This window comes from Nitrospira sp. Nam80 (assembly GCF_965152575.1).
Genome location: NZ_OZ224216.1, coordinates 70,941 through 87,731 on the forward strand (window position 1 = coordinate 70,941; position 16,791 = coordinate 87,731).

At 57.8% G+C, this 16,791-nt stretch carries 17 protein-coding genes; 9 read left to right on the forward strand and 8 right to left on the reverse strand.

Translation table 11 applies throughout. The features are described from left to right. Positions 1 to 120 precede the first annotated feature (120 nt). Both ACWGXE_RS00330 and ACWGXE_RS00335 read left to right on the forward strand, forming a co-directional pair. Positions 121 to 342 carry an addiction module protein gene (locus ACWGXE_RS00330; protein WP_447600376.1) on the forward strand — a complete coding sequence of 74 codons (222 nt, stop codon included), beginning with the start codon at positions 121 to 123 and terminating at the stop codon, positions 340 to 342. Next, positions 339 to 641 carry a type II toxin-antitoxin system RelE/ParE family toxin gene (locus tag ACWGXE_RS00335; RefSeq protein ID WP_447600377.1) on the forward strand — a complete coding sequence of 101 codons (303 nt, stop codon included), beginning with the start codon at positions 339 to 341 and terminating at the stop codon, positions 639 to 641. The genes ACWGXE_RS00330 and ACWGXE_RS00335 overlap by 4 nt, the downstream gene beginning before the upstream one ends. Positions 642 to 727: 86 nt before the next feature. On the opposite strand, the gene ACWGXE_RS00340 is transcribed toward ACWGXE_RS00335, so the two are convergent. From ACWGXE_RS00340 to ACWGXE_RS00365, 6 genes are all read right to left on the reverse strand, one after another. Next, complete coding sequence (locus ACWGXE_RS00340; protein ID WP_447600378.1) at positions 728 to 1,063, reverse strand: arsenate reductase/protein-tyrosine-phosphatase family protein; 336 nt, start codon at positions 1,061 to 1,063, stop codon at positions 728 to 730. A gap of 5 nt (positions 1,064 to 1,068) precedes the next feature. Next, positions 1,069 to 1,929: an arsenite methyltransferase gene (locus ACWGXE_RS00345; RefSeq protein ID WP_447600379.1), complete on the reverse strand. Its 861-nt coding sequence runs from the start codon at positions 1,927 to 1,929 to the stop codon at positions 1,069 to 1,071. A gap of 47 nt (positions 1,930 to 1,976) precedes the next feature. Next, on the reverse strand, positions 1,977 to 2,297 hold the full coding sequence (locus ACWGXE_RS00350; protein WP_447600380.1) for an ArsR/SmtB family transcription factor: 321 nt from the start codon (positions 2,295 to 2,297) through the stop codon (positions 1,977 to 1,979). Between the two features lie 218 nt (positions 2,298 to 2,515). Further along, positions 2,516 to 3,199: a hypothetical protein gene (locus tag ACWGXE_RS00355; RefSeq protein ID WP_447600381.1), complete on the reverse strand. Its 684-nt coding sequence runs from the start codon at positions 3,197 to 3,199 to the stop codon at positions 2,516 to 2,518. Continuing rightward, positions 3,190 to 3,918 carry a hypothetical protein gene (locus tag ACWGXE_RS00360; protein ID WP_447600382.1) on the reverse strand — a complete coding sequence of 243 codons (729 nt, stop codon included), beginning with the start codon at positions 3,916 to 3,918 and terminating at the stop codon, positions 3,190 to 3,192. Before ACWGXE_RS00360 ends, ACWGXE_RS00355 begins: the two co-directional genes overlap by 10 nt. A gap of 384 nt (positions 3,919 to 4,302) precedes the next feature. Next, positions 4,303 to 4,416 (reverse strand): SMR family transporter, encoded by a 114-nt coding sequence (locus ACWGXE_RS00365; protein WP_447600384.1) that lies wholly within the window; start codon positions 4,414 to 4,416, stop codon positions 4,303 to 4,305. A gap of 167 nt (positions 4,417 to 4,583) precedes the next feature. Between ACWGXE_RS00365 and ACWGXE_RS00370 the strand changes: the two genes are divergently transcribed. Then, positions 4,584 to 5,210, forward strand: coding sequence for a hypothetical protein (locus ACWGXE_RS00370; RefSeq protein WP_447600386.1), 627 nt, complete (start codon positions 4,584 to 4,586; stop codon positions 5,208 to 5,210). A 237-nt stretch (positions 5,211 to 5,447) separates the two neighbouring features. On the opposite strand, the gene ACWGXE_RS00375 is transcribed toward ACWGXE_RS00370, so the two are convergent. Further along, positions 5,448 to 9,875, reverse strand: a complete 4,428-nt coding sequence (locus ACWGXE_RS00375; protein WP_447600387.1) for a DUF7379 domain-containing protein — start codon at positions 9,873 to 9,875, stop codon at positions 5,448 to 5,450. A 255-nt stretch (positions 9,876 to 10,130) separates the two neighbouring features. Between ACWGXE_RS00375 and ACWGXE_RS00380 the strand changes: the two genes are divergently transcribed. The 5 genes from ACWGXE_RS00380 to ACWGXE_RS00400 all read left to right on the forward strand — a co-directional run bounded on the left by ACWGXE_RS00380 (position 10,131) and on the right by ACWGXE_RS00400 (position 14,968). Beyond that, positions 10,131 to 11,279 carry a NupC/NupG family nucleoside CNT transporter gene (locus ACWGXE_RS00380; protein ID WP_447600388.1) on the forward strand — a complete coding sequence of 383 codons (1,149 nt, stop codon included), beginning with the start codon at positions 10,131 to 10,133 and terminating at the stop codon, positions 11,277 to 11,279. A 28-nt stretch (positions 11,280 to 11,307) separates the two neighbouring features. Further along, positions 11,308 to 12,252, forward strand: coding sequence for an aldose epimerase family protein (locus ACWGXE_RS00385; protein ID WP_447600389.1), 945 nt, complete (start codon positions 11,308 to 11,310; stop codon positions 12,250 to 12,252). Between the two features lie 224 nt (positions 12,253 to 12,476). Then, on the forward strand, positions 12,477 to 14,090 hold the full coding sequence (locus ACWGXE_RS00390) for an AlkA N-terminal domain-containing protein (protein WP_447600390.1): 1,614 nt from the start codon (positions 12,477 to 12,479) through the stop codon (positions 14,088 to 14,090). After that, entirely contained in the window at positions 13,975 to 14,514 is a 540-nt protein-coding gene (gene ogt / locus ACWGXE_RS00395; RefSeq protein WP_447600392.1) for a methylated-DNA--[protein]-cysteine S-methyltransferase, read from the forward strand. Before ACWGXE_RS00390 ends, ogt begins: the two co-directional genes overlap by 116 nt. A 73-nt stretch (positions 14,515 to 14,587) precedes the next feature. Further along, on the forward strand, positions 14,588 to 14,968 hold the full coding sequence (locus ACWGXE_RS00400) for a VOC family protein (RefSeq protein ID WP_447600394.1): 381 nt from the start codon (positions 14,588 to 14,590) through the stop codon (positions 14,966 to 14,968). 105 nt (positions 14,969 to 15,073) lie between these two features. On the opposite strand, the gene ACWGXE_RS00405 is transcribed toward ACWGXE_RS00400, so the two are convergent. Further along, entirely contained in the window at positions 15,074 to 15,385 is a 312-nt protein-coding gene (locus ACWGXE_RS00405) for a hypothetical protein (RefSeq protein ID WP_447603951.1), read from the reverse strand. Between the two features lie 194 nt (positions 15,386 to 15,579). Between ACWGXE_RS00405 and ACWGXE_RS00410 the strand changes: the two genes are divergently transcribed. Then, the gene (locus ACWGXE_RS00410; protein ID WP_447600395.1) at positions 15,580 to 16,791 is read left to right on the forward strand and encodes a hypothetical protein; all 1,212 of its coding nucleotides are present in this window, start codon (positions 15,580 to 15,582) and stop codon (positions 16,789 to 16,791) included.

Sequence of the window (16,791 nt, forward strand, 5' to 3'; positions counted from 1 at the left end):
TACCTATTCGTTCGAATGCGTCCCGGCCAGCCAGTTGTAGCCGGCGGACATTTCGTCAAGGTTTTCGGGGAAGGCCCATGATGACTTGCTCCATCAGGTCGAAAAGTGGAGAATAGCCGCATGTCTTCTCTCAGCATTAAAGACATTCTGCAGTTGAGCGTCACCGAGCGCGTTCAGATCGCCGAAGAAATTTGGGATAGCATCCTCGAGTCTTCTGAAAGCTTGGCGGTCACGGACGCCCAGAAGGCGGAACTCGATCGTCGCCGCGACGCGCACGCGAAGAACCCCTCCGCAACACGATCTTGGGAAGAGATCCGCGCCGAGCTTGATGGAAAAGAATGACGATTCGGGTTCGTTTCCGAGATGAAGCGAACGCCGACGTCATCGAAGCCCTTGCCTGGTATCGCAAACGCGGTCTCCAACTAGGAGAAGAATTTCTGAGCGCACTCGATTCTTGCCTCGCCAAGGTTCAAAGCGTGCCTGAAAGCCACCCCGTTGTGCACCGGGACATCAGACGCGCTCTCCTTCGGCGGTTCCCCTACGGCATTTTCTATGTGTACGAAGGCGATGTGATCACCGTCTTAGCATGCTTCCACGCCAAACGTGATCCTGCAACATGGAAAGAGCGGGCTAGAGGCTAACTAAATGTAATTTGCGCATAGAGCCCTGTGAGTCAATGGATTGTATGAACGGGGCTATTTGATACTATTTACACCATGTTTCGCGTTTATTCCGTGCGTGCTCGCTGAGCTGGTCTAGAGAGGTAGACCTTGGCTGATGAAGGAGCATAGGCATGAGAGGCCGCGTTGGTCTGGAGCGAGTTCGTCGCGCTGATATGATTTGAACGGTGATGACGAACGTCTACTCTCAACTCCTTCATGACTTCAACAGCCATAGGGTGCGGCCCCACAGGATGAGTGCCAGCGCTGCAGGCTGTGAATTGATCATCGGCAATCAATTGGGGGAGAGCATCCACCATCTGACTTCGGGCCGAGTTTCTTGTGCACAAAACTAGACCCCTTTTCACGCCGGTGTTCGTGGCTGCGGTGCAATGCTGGACCATATTACTTATGAACAGCAGCTGGGGCTACAGCAACGGACCTCGTCTTTTGGCTTAATGGCACGGATAAAGCCGCTCATGAACTTTCCATCGATGTCGTGACCCACCATATCTACATTGAGACCGGCTCCGATGATGAATTCCCGAGCATCGTCGGCTGTGTACACTCGGGTTGGCTCGATACTGACCTGCTCAAAACCAGCTTCCTTGAGTTTTACCAGGTAGACGCTTTCTTCCAAGGCACCAGCTACACACCCGGCCCACAACTCTACATTATGGCGGATCTCTGAAGAGATCCGGCCGCGCACCACGATATCGGACACTGCAAAGCGACCACCGGGCTTCAACACCCGAAACGCCTCTCTCAGTACTAGATCTTTATTCGGCGACAAGTTGATCACGCAGTTTGAAATGATCAAGTCAACGGAATTATCGGGCAGTGGGATATCCTCGATGTCACCTTTGAGAAATTCGACGTTCGAGATCTCCGCCTTTTCTTGATTTTCCCGTGCTAGGGTCAGCATATCGTCCGTCATGTCCAACCCGTAGACTTTACCGGTAGGACCTACGCGGCGGGCCGAAAGAAGTACATCGATCCCTCCGCCGGAGCCCAAATCAAGCACTGTTTCACCAGGCTCGATAGTGGCCAATGCGGTGGGATTGCCGCATCCAAAGGATGCCTGCAAGGCTTCGGCTGGCAATCCTGCCGTTTCGTCTGCTTTGTACAAATCGGCAGTGATGGGGTCTAGCTTACCCTGTTCCAGAAGACTACCCGAACCACAACACGAAGCCTTACCGGTCTTAGCTTGGCGAGCCGCCTGCGCATAGTCGGCCCGAATAATCTCTTTAATGTCGTCGGCGGTCTTCATTGCGCTACCTCGTCAAGAATTGTTGATGCGTCAGAGCCCAAAAAACACTAACAGCACTTCGAGGCAACCGAACTTCGGGTCACTCTCTTAACCTCTGTGATAAACTTTTCGAGTTCTTCCAATGCTTCGGCATTTACCGAATAATACATCCAACGGCCCTCCGGACGATCGTTTACGAGGCCCGCTTCTTTCAATACCTTCAGATGAAAAGAGAGTCTTGATTGACCGGTCTGAAATTCGTCAGTTAAGTCGCAGACGCATTGTTCGCCCGCTTGTAACCGATGCAAAATACGCAGTCGGGTCGCATCGGACAGGGCATGAAAGACACGAGCCGCCTTTTCCAGATCCTTACTGCGAGCAGTCAGCATAGAGGCCTTATATATCAACAAATGTTGATTAGTCAACCTCTGGACTGTGCTTAAATCTTTCACAAGCGAACAAATTCATTCGATTCAATAGAATCCACGGAGTTCGCGTCAGTATCAGATCTGTAGAGATAAAACGGGGAACCGTCGCAAAATCAAGCCGGTTGTAATTCCGCTCTGCATCGACGCTCGAGGCTCGGACAGTATATCTGGCCGCTGGTCTAGCATTTCGTCAACTGTAGATCGTCGAAATATGTGATGGCGTCCGATTTGGTCCAGAGTCCCACTTTGCCTTTTTTGAAGGTCCTATCGCAGACATCAAATACTGGCGTGTCATCATAGGTAACCTGCAATTGACAGCCTTTGGCAATCACACGGAGCGTATGCCACTGTTTGGTATCGATGATATGATCAAAATTCTTGATCAGATGTCTAACGCCTTTCTCCACGCGATAGATCCGAATATTTTGTTCCAGCGGATTCGCTCGCGTTAAATAGTAATTCCGGTCATCGACTGCTCGCCAGATCAAGCCGCCTCCCATATCAGCCTTTCCGTCAATCGCCAAGAATGAAACGATGAGCTCAACATCAGAGGACTCAGTGCCGTCGATCAGGACGACCTTATAGGCATGTTCTGCGCCCCTCCCTTGCAGTTGAGCCAAGACGTGGGTGGTACTTCTTGCCTTCTCGGTCTCGATGACCTTCCATTCTCCGGCCGGCCGTCCATCGAATAACGTGGCGATTTGGAAATTTGAAGGCAACAAGTTGGGAGCCTCATTATCAAAATGCCACGACTGTGTTTTCAATTCCGACGCGAACGGCATCGTATGCAGAGTGAGAGAGGCGGCGATGAAGATAAGAGCGGCTAGACTGGGTCGACTGACAGAAAAGCGAGTCATCGCCACGTGACCTCGTCCCAGAACAGATGTACGAAGGTCTCGAACGGCGGAAAGTTAGCCGAATTTTGTTCCTTCGATCGGATCCACAAATCGATTTCCATTCCGGCTGGATCGGTCTCACCGCCCGGGAGGTTGCGCTCCATCGGGTAGCGCACTTGGCGGGTCTCGGGATCCCGCGAGCGTTCCATCACCATGAAATGGGCAGAATAGTCTTTGTACATGACCGCGCCGTTTTTCAGCAAATCTGCTTTGCCCCAGCCGGCTAGGTATAGCCATGTCTTGGGGTACAGTGGATCTCCATTGCCGGAATCCCCATGTTCGTAGAGGCGTGTCGCTATGCCTCCATCCTGAAACGGCTGAGCGGCCATGAATCGATCAAAGACAATCTTATATTGATCCGCCCCTTCCATAAACTCCGCAGTCAGACGGCCGGTGTTCGCTTGCTCATCGACGTCAATCTCGACCTGCCCCTGAACGGTGCTCAGGTGCTTTCCTGCATAATCCAAATGATCCCACGGTGCGCGATCTTGCATGCTGCCGACCAGCGTTGTCTTACGGCCTATCAGACGAAAGTGTCCTGTGTAGTTGGGGTGTTCTGTTGTCCGAAAAATTCGTGTGCCCTCGTCGTTTTTCGGCGTCCCGAACTGCATGTCCGCAAGGGCGTAATAGACGAGGGCGGATAAGGAGCTTATGACAATGATCATAACCAGACGTGAACAATGCATGGGCTATCCTCAATGGTGAGTAGAAAAGTCACATCATCTGTTCAATCTGCATGTGGGGTTCCCACTGACAGCTAGACTATGGCCTCTTTGAAGCCACGTCTCAAGGGACAGAGTAACGGTCGTAAAACGGGCGTATATAGCAGACCGATTTGGAAGCATTTCCTTACCACTCCATATCATTCGACACTATACGCGAAGTAATTGAGAACATGAGCGGATCCTGTAATTCCATGCCGGTAGGCAATTACAAAAAGGGTCGGACTGAATCCCGGCTTCGGCACTATTAAGGAGCCACAAGTTTGTCTCGGGTACTGTTTATCGCCGGTGTCGTTCCATACCTTGCCGTATTGCGAGCACGATACCCGAGGACTACAGTGCGAGCGTTCATTCTTCATGCGCTGTATTCTTGGAGAAGAGATTAATCAACCCAATCAGTGCGACTCCGACCTCGAACCAGATGGCATATGCAATTCCAACCGGAATAGTACAAAGCGTCAATGGCAGGCAATAGAATCCGATGGTATAGCCCGCGATAACCAGTAAAGCTTTCTTCTGTGGTGGAAGTGAGTCAATGATGTTTGCGAACGGTGAACGGCCTTGGCATCATAGTCTTGTTCACGTTGATCCCGTCAACTGTCCCGACAAATGTAGATGGAAGGATACCGGTGGTCCGATCATTTTGCGCACTGGCCTCATTGCTCTTCTTATTTCAAGGAGGATGTACGCTCGTTTGGCACGTCAGTTCTCCGGATATTCAGTCGAATACCGTAGTTCATGGAGCTGCTGACAATCAGGTCGCGTATCGCCTGGCCTACCGAACTTCGGAACTCTTAGAGTTCGCATATGAGAAGGATGTACCCAAGTTCCGGAAGAACATTGAGACCGCCATTCGGCGCACAGGCTTTCGCGTGGTTGATGAGAGTGCGGCAAGGAAAGTTCTGGACATCCACGTGCAGCAGAATCTTCCAAGAGGCGGGGCGCTGCAGGAGTTTGTGAAGCGATTCACACTTGGAGTCATTCCGACATGGACGACTCATGAAGGAACGTTCGAGTTTGCCATTGGGTTTTGTGAGAAGAATCGTACGTTGGCTCGAGCACGATATCTTCTCAGTACAAAAGAATTCAATTGGATCCTTGTTCTCCCGCTGTCCTGGACCAACCTCTTCAGGTGGGATGAAGTCTATGAGCTATTAGGCGAAGCAGTCGGATCGGTACTGGTTGAGGGGACGATAAACCCAACCCAAGAGGAAGTGCCTTGTGCGGACAAATCGCCCGGTGCGTTTTCACAGTAGTTGTCGCAGGAAGCCAGGTGAACACCTTCGCGTGATGACGCCATTGTTAGCCCTAAACCGAAAATATTGGGAGAGGTCCGGCGGGCCAAGCGCGACCATTGCCGACTTATCGATTGGCCAAGTACGCCTGTTCGCCGTTCCCCGGTGAAACGTAGGCAGGTGATTCCGCATCGTGATTCACGTCATGGGTCACATCCGCCGAACGCCGGACACTAGGCCTACAAATACTTGACGTTTTCATGTGCCAGGTCCCTTCGGTGCCTTCACCAGCGCATCGAATTTCTTGAGCATCACGCGCAGCGCCGTCTTCCCCTTGGCTCCTGAGTTCGTGACATAGGGATCAAGTGCGAAATGCAGCGTGTCGGCGACAGAGGCCATCTCGTTCCAGGCCTTGGAGCGTTGAAAGACATCTTTGAACGACCGGAGGATGCCGGCTGTCGTTCTACTATTTAAATGTCCACGTACCAGCGCCTCGTACAACTGCAGTTCCGGTACTGCGACCAGGCTCCAGAAGTCGGGGTTTGATTTATTCTTGGCGGCGATGCTGGCGCGGGCTTCGTCGAAGAGTGTTTGTGGCACGCCTCTCCATTTTCTCGTCCCAGCGTGCAGCGCGACCTCGGCCACGATCAGGTTGAGGGCCGGATAGAACAGGTTGTCTGCCTTGCGGTCTCGAGCGATCTCAACGCCACGCTTGTAATGTCTCGCCATCTCGCCAATCGCCCGCCGAGAGTGCTCGTGGCGGCCTGCCGCCATTTCGAGCATTGCCAGGCGCTTCATTGCCGATCCCCGCATGCTCGCGCGCTCCACCGTGTCCTGAAGGCCCGTCAGTCTATCGAGACGCTTCATTTCATCCTTAATCGTCCGGCGCGCCGCATTGATGGCTGCACGTAGGGAGCGCTTGCCCTTCGCGCGCGCACCTGCATAGGATCGCCCGGGAGCCAGGCGATCGTACTCGACCTGAACGGAGCGGGCATTATCCAAGGCGCAGCGAATCCGCAGATTGCTGATCTGTTCCAGCATGCGGAACGAAATATCACCGTTGGCAGTCGCCACAGTACTGTCATACCAACGAATTGCGTCGGTCAGGGTTCCCGCGGCGGCATATGCGCGTCCGAACAGCTCGGCAATGTCGCTTGACCTACTCCAGCCCATTTTTTCCCAGCGCCCTTCAAGGTTCCGGACTCGATGTACCTGGTCCGCGGCGTTGTAGCCCTGGAATGTCGACTGAACGATGAGCGTCTCGAGGGCCAGCCGCAAGGCGGACACCGATCCCACATGGTCGAACTCATCGGTGCGTGGCAATGACGCCGGCTTGGGGAGAAGGGTCTTCCGGATAAACTTCCAGTCGGGATCGCCGTAGCACTGATACGCCGCCCACGTATTGCCGTCGAATTCGAATGCCCTGGTGCGCGCCACGGCCGTGGCATCGATGAAACGTTCTCCTGCCAGGAGCGCTCCATAAAATGTCGTAGAGAAGGCGCGCGCTGCGAAATCGTCGACGGCCCAGCCCGCGGCAACCACGCAGCGGACGCCGACATCGATGAGAGCTTGTGCGACGCTCGATGCGAAGGCAGCGCGGTCGAACGGGCGGCGTTGGGGATCCCTCAGGAGCGATCGCTGCAACCCGGCTCCCAGATGACAACAATTGACAAACACGAGTTCCGGTACGACCCGCATGGCCTTGATCTCACTGGCACCGAGAAAGGTATCGTTGGACAGGACCACGCCTCCGCGATCGCCTTTCGGGCTCAGCGGCTCGCCATGACCGGCGACGTGGACGACGCGCCAGCTCCGTTCGAACAATGCATCCACCACTTGACGGGCGTCCGGACCGCTCTGCATTTGATCTTCGGCAAACAGGCGTCTGACCCTCTCGCGAGGGAGGCCGGAGGGCGAGATGATCAGCTTGTAGACCTCTCGGGCCTCTTCGAGCGCCCCAGGCAGCGGGGGATACCCGGGGGGACATTCGGGCTCGCCGATGATGAGAATCGACGCATCGCTGTCGGAGTCGGTCACCTGGGTCCGGAATGTCTCCGTCCTGAATTTGCGGAGGAGCTTTGATCGAATGGCCCATGGTTTGTCGTCCGGCGAGCGGGTAGGCGAGGCGTCATCGAGCAACTCCCAGGGAATCCCAGCTGTACCCTTGTCCACCTCTATCTGTGTCTCGCCCGCACTGGCGAGGAACGCTTCAAGCTCAATCGGGACGAGGAGATTGTAGAGCGTCCGGCCGATCTGTTGACCGGTGTTCAGCTCACTCGACGCCGTCGCGATCAGATCGCGCAGCAGCCTCGCTTGCGTGGCCTGGGCGCGCACTTCGGTTCGCGCTCGCTTTGTATCGAGCGCGTATGAAATGAAGGTATTACCGTCCACATCCTGACGGGTTTCCGCGGTAATGTAGTCGTATTCAGCGCCGCGATAGCCGGACACGAGCGGTTGCGGCAGCGACCCGGTTCCGGCAACGATAGGCTCGATGACTCGGTAGCGTGTGGGGGAGGCATGGGCCAGCATTTTGAGGGCGTCCCAGGCTTCGGTGGCGCGGTTCAAATACAGCTCGACCAAGCGCAACTCGCGTACTTCGGGCAAAGGTTTGCGACGTGACGATCGCCGGATCACCTCGTTGGCCTGATACACCCCCTGGGCGACCAATTGTGCGGCCTGACCAGGTGTGACGCCGGTGCCTCCACTCCCGATGAGCGTTGCGGCCAGTGACAACGTTGCCGGTGGTGCCCCGTTTTCCACCTCGCGTTCGACCCAGGCGATCACGGCTTGCCGCACGGTGTGAATGAGGTCCACTGACTGGAGCTTTCCTTCTTGCCCCAACCCGGCAATAATCACTGCCTTGGGACGCGGGGTCTGCCACGACGTATCGCGCGGGGCGGCACGGTTGGGGAAAATGCGATGGGTACCGGGCTCTATGGGATACACGCCAAGTTCAAGCGAATCGCTCATCGCGTTTCCGATCACTTTGTCGAGAATGCGTTCGGTTCCCGTCAGGCGCGTGGCGCGGTAATGACCAATCATCAGTGGCTCTTCTTCGAATGTGACGTCGCCGTTAACGACGGTGATAGAGAGCTGCGCCTCTTCTGTCGTGCTCGCACGCGCGTCGCGGCCCCGCATCCGCGCGCGCATGGCTGCGGCGGGTCTCCCCGCCACAGAAATCGCCGGCGCGGACAGGCCCGGGCCACCCGCACGGACGAGCCGGCGGTCAGGCAGCCGTTCCGCGGGATCGAGCGGATCAAGCTTCTGAGGCTGATTATGAAGCGCCGTGACGAGAAACGGCACTGTCTCCGGCTGCGCAAACAGATTGACATGCGTCACGTCGTTGCGGACGATGTTGCCCCCCGGCCCGAAGCAGCCGATCCGCGATCCGGGAATGAACGACCCGCCGGACGGATCGACGCGCCAGCCGCCTTCGGACGGCACGACTAGATCGTTGGCACTGTTGAAGAATTGATCGATACCCATGTCGAGCAGGCGCGTGAGGACACTCCCGGTCGGGTTGTAATTGGCGGCCAACACGGAATAGCAGTCCGCCGGCGGACCGGGTGGCGATTGCAGCTCGCGGATTAATTCGCCGTCCCCGTCCATGGAGTGAATCCCCGGCAAATCACCCGATGCGTGTTTGGCAATCCAGACGAGCCCGTTGGCCACAAATTCTGCGCCGGTCGTGAACGGGTTGTCGGGAAACATCTCAAGGAGGTTGGCCACCCACCCGACGGTATTCTCCCATCGGGACGGTGTCGCGAGCGGCGTTCCTTCGTTAGGCGCGGCGACCAGGATGGCGCGGCCAAGGGCAAAGCGGCCAGCCAGCCTGTTGAAGGCTGCCGACCGCTCCACCAGATTGCGGAGCACCAATCCTCCTCGCGAATGCGTAATGACGTCAAACGTGAATCTCTTGTCCGGTAACTCATCGAGCAGCATCCGGACGTTCTGTTCCGGCGTTTTGCTGATCGTGAAGTGATCGAACGCGAAAATGCGATTGCCGTAGAGCGGCTCGATATCCTCGAAGAAGCTTGACTGCGCGAGCGATCGATAGGCGCTCGCGGCGTTCGAGAAGGTGCCGTGGATGAGCAGCAGCGAGCGGTCAGTTGAAGAGGGCAGCCCCCCATCGAGCTTGCCGTTCGCGAGGCTCTCTTTCGTGATCTTCAGCCAGCCTTCTTTGAGGCCCTTCTTCTTCCAGACCGCTGACTCGAACCTTTCGGCCAGCGCCGACAGTACCAGGCCGACTGCCGCGTCCAGGATCTTGCCGCCTATTTTGACGACAATAGCCTTCACGGCCTTGGTAAAGAGACCGCGGCTCGCCGACGCGTCCCCTTCTGCGGAGTTCGGAACTGCCACAATGAAGCGGACCTCCGTCGGTCCACCCCGTGTGCGACCGACCGACTCGCGAGGGGCATGGAATGTCAGCGCGCCCGACGGGTGACGAAGGGCAAGCACGGCCGCCTCGCCGGGTTGGAGTTCGCACGTCAGGTCAAGGGGGCCCGGCCGAGCTCGGGTGCCGCGGACAGCCGGAACCGGTTCGACCGTAATTTCTTCGGTTTCCGCCCCTTCCGGCACGAAGGCCGGTGGTAAGCCGGAAATCACGGCGGCGGGGCCCAGTCCCCGCGAGGTCCCCGCCCGCTGCTGAATCCAGTTCTCAGAGTTCAGCTTGATGGTCATCGTCATGCCCCATGCCTGTGGCGGAAGCCCACACTGTCTCCGACTGACAGCAGATCACGATTGTTCTACAGAGAGCGGAACGCGGTGATGTCGTACTTGCTCAACGATGTTGGCGGAAATATAGATCTTCGGCTCGAGGAATTCTAGTGGCAATAGCGGTAAATACGTGCATTTGGTTTGCAAGCCTCTTCCTTCTTGACCCCGGCCCGTTCTCAGCGTAGCCTCCCGCCGGGTTCTGATCACGTTGGGGGAGGGCATGAGGTGGACGAGTGGCCGTATCGCCTGCTCGCGTTTGTCGGATTCGTCACGATCGCGTTGCTGGCCTGGCTAACTGGACGGCGGAGCCGCATCAATTGGAAGACTATCGGCGGGAGCGCGGCCTTGGCGTGGGGCCTCGGACTCATCTCATTTTGGTTTCCGGGGGCGCGATGGCTCTGGGGAGTGATCAACGATATCGTCGTGGCCGTGCTGACCGCCTCTCAAAAGGGTACGCTCTTTCTCCTGGGTCCTCTCGCGCTGGGTCCCGGCCAGACGTTGCCGGATGGGACGGTGTCGGTGGGATTTATCCTCGCCGCGCAGGCGCTTCCCGCCGTGGTGTTCTTTGCCGCCTTGATGGCGGGACTCTACTATCTCGGCGTCATGCAAGCGATCGTGCGACTCTTTGCCCGGCTCTTTTACCGGACAATGGGATTATCTGGTGCCGAATCTCTTTCCGGCGCCGCGAACATCTTCGTCGGCATCGAGGCCGGCCTGATTGTGCGTCCGTACTTGGCGGCAATGACCCGCTCGGAATTACTGATGGTGTTGACTTGCATGATGGCGACCGTAGCCAGCACGGTCATGGGCATCTATGTCTCGGCGCTGCAGCATGTGGTGCCCCAGATCGAGTCTAATCTCATCGTCGCCTTGATCGACGGCGCCGGGCAGGGTATGAGAATGGCAGTCGGCATTGCGGCCTTGTTGATCGTGTTCCTTGGATTGGAAGCGCTCGTGGATCTCTGGCTGGCGCAGCTGCCCTCGTTCGGCGGAGCTCCCCTTTCGATCACCCGGATCCTGGCCTGGCTTACATGGCCGTTCGCGGTTCTCCTCGGTCTCCGTCCCGAGGAATGGCAGATCGGCGCCGACCTGTTGGGTTCACGCTTTATCGAAACGGAAGTGGCGGCCTATTTCAAATTGGCCGCCGTGCAATCAACCTCTCCGCCCGCGCTCTCGCCGCGGTCGCTTACAGCCATGACCTACGCGTTGTGCGGATTCGTTCATGTGGCGAGCATGGGCATTTTTGTCGGAGGCATCGCGGCCTTGGTTCCTAATCGGGCAAAAGACGTGTCGCTCCTGGGATTGCGCGCGCTCTGGACTTCATTTTTGACGACGTTGTTGACCGGTTGTATCGCGGGAGTCTTGTCATTCTAGAGAGATTGAAGAAGAAAGGAATTATCGTATGACAATGACGGTGACACCGGATACCGAAATCACCCTGACATTCGGCAATCAACGAGCAGTGGTATCACCCTGGGGCGCGTCGCTCCGCCGGTATTTTCTTGCCGTTGACGGGAAAGAAACGGACATTGTGTGGGGCTATTCCGGCGGCGCTCACAAGAAAGGCGGGCAGGGTGATGTGTTGATCCCGTTTCCGGGCCGCATCGCCGATGGTCGCTATGCGTTCGACGGGACTGTGTTCCAGCTCGAACGAAATGATAAGGAAGGGCCGAACGCGATTCACGGATTCGTGCGGACGTTGCCCTGGGCGGTCGCCGGCTCAGATGCCAATCACGCGCAGTTTGAGATCAGCCTGGCAGCGGACCAGTATGGGAGCAAAGGCTATCCATTTTCTCTGGCGATTCAGGTTGCTTACGTTCTGAACGAGCAGGGCTTGTCCTGTTCGTTCGAGATCAAGAATGTGGGCACTCGGATCGCACCGGTCGGAGTGGGCTTCCACCCCTATTTCACGGTAGGGTCCACGGTGATCGATGGCGACGAGATCAAGATTCCCGGCGCGGCTTATGTGGAATTCAACGAGCGACTGGCGCCCACGGGCAGGATCATCCCGGTCGACGGGACCGAATGGGATTACCGCGCCACTCATCCGATCGGCGCTCGGCGGTTTAATCATTGCTATGTGCGGCTGGAGCGCGATGCGGATGGATCGGTCACTGCGTCACTCCTGCATGAGAAAAATGGTCGAAGGATCGAGGTGTCGATGGATCGTTCTTTTTCCGCGATCGTCGTCTATACCGGCGACGCGATTGCAGGCGCCGCGCGGCGCGCGGTGGCGATTGAGCCGATGACCTGCGCGTCGGACGCGTTCAACCATCCGGAGTGGGGCTTGCAACAATTGGCGCCCGGCCGAGTCTTTTCCGGCCGCTACACCATCCGCCACAGCTAGCTCTCTCACCAAAAGACCTGGATTGAACGTCAGGGAGGTCCGTTCACACCCCGCATTGAACCGCGGGTGGTGCATGGCCGCAAGCATGTCAAGAAACGAAACTTTCACGGCAATGCCTCGTTGACCACGGGCGATTCCTCCTTTTTGGCTTTCCCTCTTCCTAATTATGGTCACGTCCGAAAATGGCGAGAAATCTCGCCATCGGATCAGGCATAGTAGAGTCTATGGAACAGCTCGACCCGGATGTCTCCTACCGAGCGCTTCAGACGCGCGATCAGCGGTTTGATGGACGCCTGTTCGTAGGAGTCATTTCCACCGGCGTCTATTGCCGTCCAATCTGTCCGGCGCGTACACCCAAAAGGGATCATTGTCGATTCTTCCCCAGCTCCGCGGCCGCTCAAGCGTCGGGCTTTCGAGCCTGCCTGCGCTGCCGTCCCGAAATTTCACCGGAATCCGCCTGCTGGCGCGGGACGTCGAACAGCGTCTCCCGAGCCTTGGCGCTGATCGCGGAAGGCTTCCTGGGTCGGGAGGATGGAACGGTGGAGGCCCTTGCGACACACGTTGGAATGGGGGAGCGTCAATTGCGCCGGCTCTTTGAACGCCATCTCGGCGCTTCGCCTGTCGCGGTGGCGCAAACCCGGCGTCTACTCTTTGCCAAACAGTTGCTGCATGACACCACACTTCCCATGGCGGAGGTGGCGATGGCCGCAGGATTTGGGAGCGTGCGTCGGTTCAACGATGCCTTCCATACCCTCTATCAGGAGTCGCCCAGGGAGCTTCGTCGTCGCGTCATGCGCGCGGCACCCGAGCCTTCCGGGGTGGCGCCGGTGACATTGCACATCGCGTATCGCCCTCCGTATGACTGGGATGCCATGCTGACCTATCTGAGTGCTCGCGCCATCGATGGAATGGAATCGCTCGAAGACGGTGTCTATCGACGCAGCATCTCGCATCAAGGGGAATACGGCACCGTCGCAGTCGCGCATGTGCCGGATCGCCATGGCCTCATCGCGACCATCCGATTCCCGAGCGTGCGCGCTCTTCCATTGATTGTCGCCAGTGTCCGCCGCCTGTTCGATGTCGGAGCCGACATCGAGGCCATTACGTCCCATCTGTCGAAGGACCGGACACTAGCGCCCCTGATCGCCGCACGGCCGGGGCTTCGCGTGCCGGGATGCTGGGACGAATTTGAGCTTGCCGTCCGCGCCGTGCTCGGGCAACAGATCACGGTCGAAGCGGCCCGTCAGCTCGGCGGCAAGCTCGTCCTTCTCTGTGGAGATCCGGTTCGCGATGCCCGCGATTCACGCCTGACCCGTACCTTTCCCTCCGCTACCCGTGTAGCCGCGGCCGATCTCAACTCCATCGGCATGCCCGCATCGAGGCGGACGACCCTGAAAGCGTTGGCGCAGGCGGCGCTCGCCGATCCACGACTGTTAGCGCCGTGCGGTTCGATTGACGACAGCGTCGCCCGGCTCCGCGCGATTCCAGGTATCGGAGAATGGACGGCTCAATATATTGCCCTGCGGGCCTTGCGGGAGCCGGATGCCTTTCCGGCCACGGATCTCGGCATCCTGCGCGGCGCCGCACGGCTTCCTGGACTCTTACCGACCGCTCCTCAACTCATCCAGCGCGCGAAGGCATGGCGCCCCTGGCGCGCCTATGCCGCACAATATTTATGGACCGCCGAGAGCAGCCCATCCCACGTACCACGAGAGGTTGATCATGCCAACGAAGCTTCGAATGTTTATCGAGACCCTCGCGACACCGATCGGCGGACTGGTGGTGATTTGCGACGAAGGAGGCCGCCTGCGAGCCATCGACTGGACGAACTACGATGAACGCATGCACCGTCTGCTTGTGCGGCACTTTGGCGAAGATGCATACACTTTAAGCCCGGCGCCAAAACGATCCCGGCAGACTGCCGCAATTGCCGCTTACTTCGACGGAGATCTTCACGCCGTCGATTCGCTCCCGGTCGGTACGGCGGGGACCGCTTTTCAGAAAAGTGTCTGGCGGGCATTGCGCGATATTCCTGCGGGACATACCATCAGCTATGGCGAGTTGGCTCGTCGAGTCGGAAGGCCGGCGGCTGTGCGCGCCGTCGGCCTAGCCAATGGGGCCAACCCGATCGGCGTCGTCGTCCCCTGCCATCGCGTGATAGGAGCCGATGGCTCGCTCACCGGCTATGGCGGAGGGTTGGAGCGCAAGCGGTGGCTCCTCAATCACGAGAGACGGTACCAATCATCGGCCGGTGAATCGTAGACTGAGCCCCGCCGTCTTCTGGCTCAGTTGTCCATCTTGATGTGTCGTTCGGATTCAGCTATGAAGGAACAGTATGAAGGCTCCCTTCACCCTCGGCACGGTCGGCCACTTCGGGCTCGCGGTTCGTGATCCGCGGCGCAGCGCCACATGGTTCATGCGTGCTCTGGGATTGGTGAAGCAATTCGAGTATGAAGGCGGCATCGCGGTCGGCAACGACAACGTGACGATCGTCCTCACCAAAGGCACGCCTTCGCCTGAGACGATCGGCCACATGTCGTTTCATCTTCCGAACATGGCCGCGCTGCGCAAGGCGCTCGCGCACTTGAAGAAGCACAAGGTGAAGGTCGAAGATCCGGGCGACGAAATCGGTCCGGAGGCGCCGGGCTCGCCGAACATGGGCCTCTGGTTCCATGATCCCGACGGCTACCGTTGGGAGCTCTCCGTCCTGGGCTAGTCCAGAATCCACACCACATGTTTAGGCCTTGACCGACATGCCGTCCTGTCTCGCGCCTCCACACGTCCATCCCGCTTGGCGTCTCTGCCGTTTCGTCGCGAACCCTCATGAATAGTGCGGGTTATGGACCTGTGTTGCGCATAGCGGCCTCCGTCCAAACACGATGGTCCATCCTTCTCGCTGAACTTGCTCTTTCGTGTACGACACGCCATGAATCTTCAACCCCTGCCCGTCCAGCAGCGTGATGATCCCGCCGTCATTGCCCAGTTGCACATCCCGCGATAAGATCGAAAAGCCATTGCCCAGGCTCGACGGATCGATTTTCTCTTCAGTATGTCGTTTATGTCCAAGGCCTGTCTCAAGCGGGCTCTGTTCGGGCAAACTGTATCGAGCGATCACCTCGCCGGCTTCGACCATTACGGCGTCCTCAAGACCTATTCCCATCACATGCCCCGTTGAGCGGGACAAGGACCAAGGGCCTGCGCAACATCCGGCTTGACCCGGTCCGGCCTCCTATGCTGTGCTCCTTATGAGGATCCGATTGAGGCGCGCTATTCCCATTGCGGCGGGCCTTATAATTCACGATCTTAATTCATCGAAGGAGCGCACCGATGAAAAGACTGATCCTGACAGGCTTGATGGTCGGTCTCATGGCGAGCCAGGCTTTCCCGCAGTCCCACCGGGACATGGAATTCACGCCCGGCCCGCGGATGATCCGTGCCATCGAACAGATTGCTGGCTCCTATGTACATCTCGGCCTGGGGCTGACCCAGCAGCAGAAGGACACGATGGCTGGACTCGTGCAGCGGATCAAGACCGAGATGTGGATGAAGGAAGCGGTTCTAGTCGGGATGTTCCAGGAGCTGGAGGAGAAGCGTCGGCACGGCCTATTGCAGGACAACGAATACCGGATCGCCAACACGTTGACCGGAGGGATTGAAACCGATGAGCTCAATCTCTTCATCGACACGCTTGCGAATCTGCGCGCGGTGTTGACCGCCGACCAGCAGGCAAAGCTTGGTGAATCGTCGCGTCCGACGATGGAGTTTCGGTTATCGCAGGGGTTCAACACGAAAATCGGGTTGATGTCTTTGGATGGCATCGGCCGGACCTACAATGGCTACGGAAACGAACTACGCCTGACCGCCGCCCAGGCCGAATCCATCCATAAGTTGCTGGAAGACGCCCGGCGTGAAGTGCTTCGAGTCGGCACGGAAATCGATCTCAGCCGCGTGGAGGCCGACGAACTGGTGATGCGTCCGGATGCGGATCCTGAGATGATCCGCGCCAAGATGCAGAAGACCGGAGAGACGGAAGGGGTACTGTTCAACAAGCTCTTTGAAACATCGGACCACATCGAGGCGCAGTTGACGGAGGAGCAGCGGAACAAACTGGCCTCGCTCAAACAGAGCCGCCAGCGTCGTGCGGCGGAGAGGGAGCGCGACGGGTATGGAGGTGCCGCCCATGGAAATCGGCCGGGGCCCCGCGGCTTCGACTATTTTCTCGATGAAAGCGGCCGGCTTGGGCTCACGGAAAACCAGGTCGCCGATTTGGTTGCCGCGAAGAACGAGACGCGAAAAGCGGTGTTGATCGGAGAGGCGAAGCTGAAGGGGGCTGAATTGCAGTTGCTGAATCTCCTTCGATCTCAGAATTCGGAGGCGGTCTCGCAAGAGAAGATTGCGACGGCTGTTCAAGGTCTCGAGCAGTTTCGGAGCAAAATCACTCAGACGAAGGTTCTCGGCTATCTGAAAGCACGACAACTCCTCACGCCCGAGCAGCAGCAGCGGGTTCATCCTCCGCAGACGCTGGAGGACGGACGATAG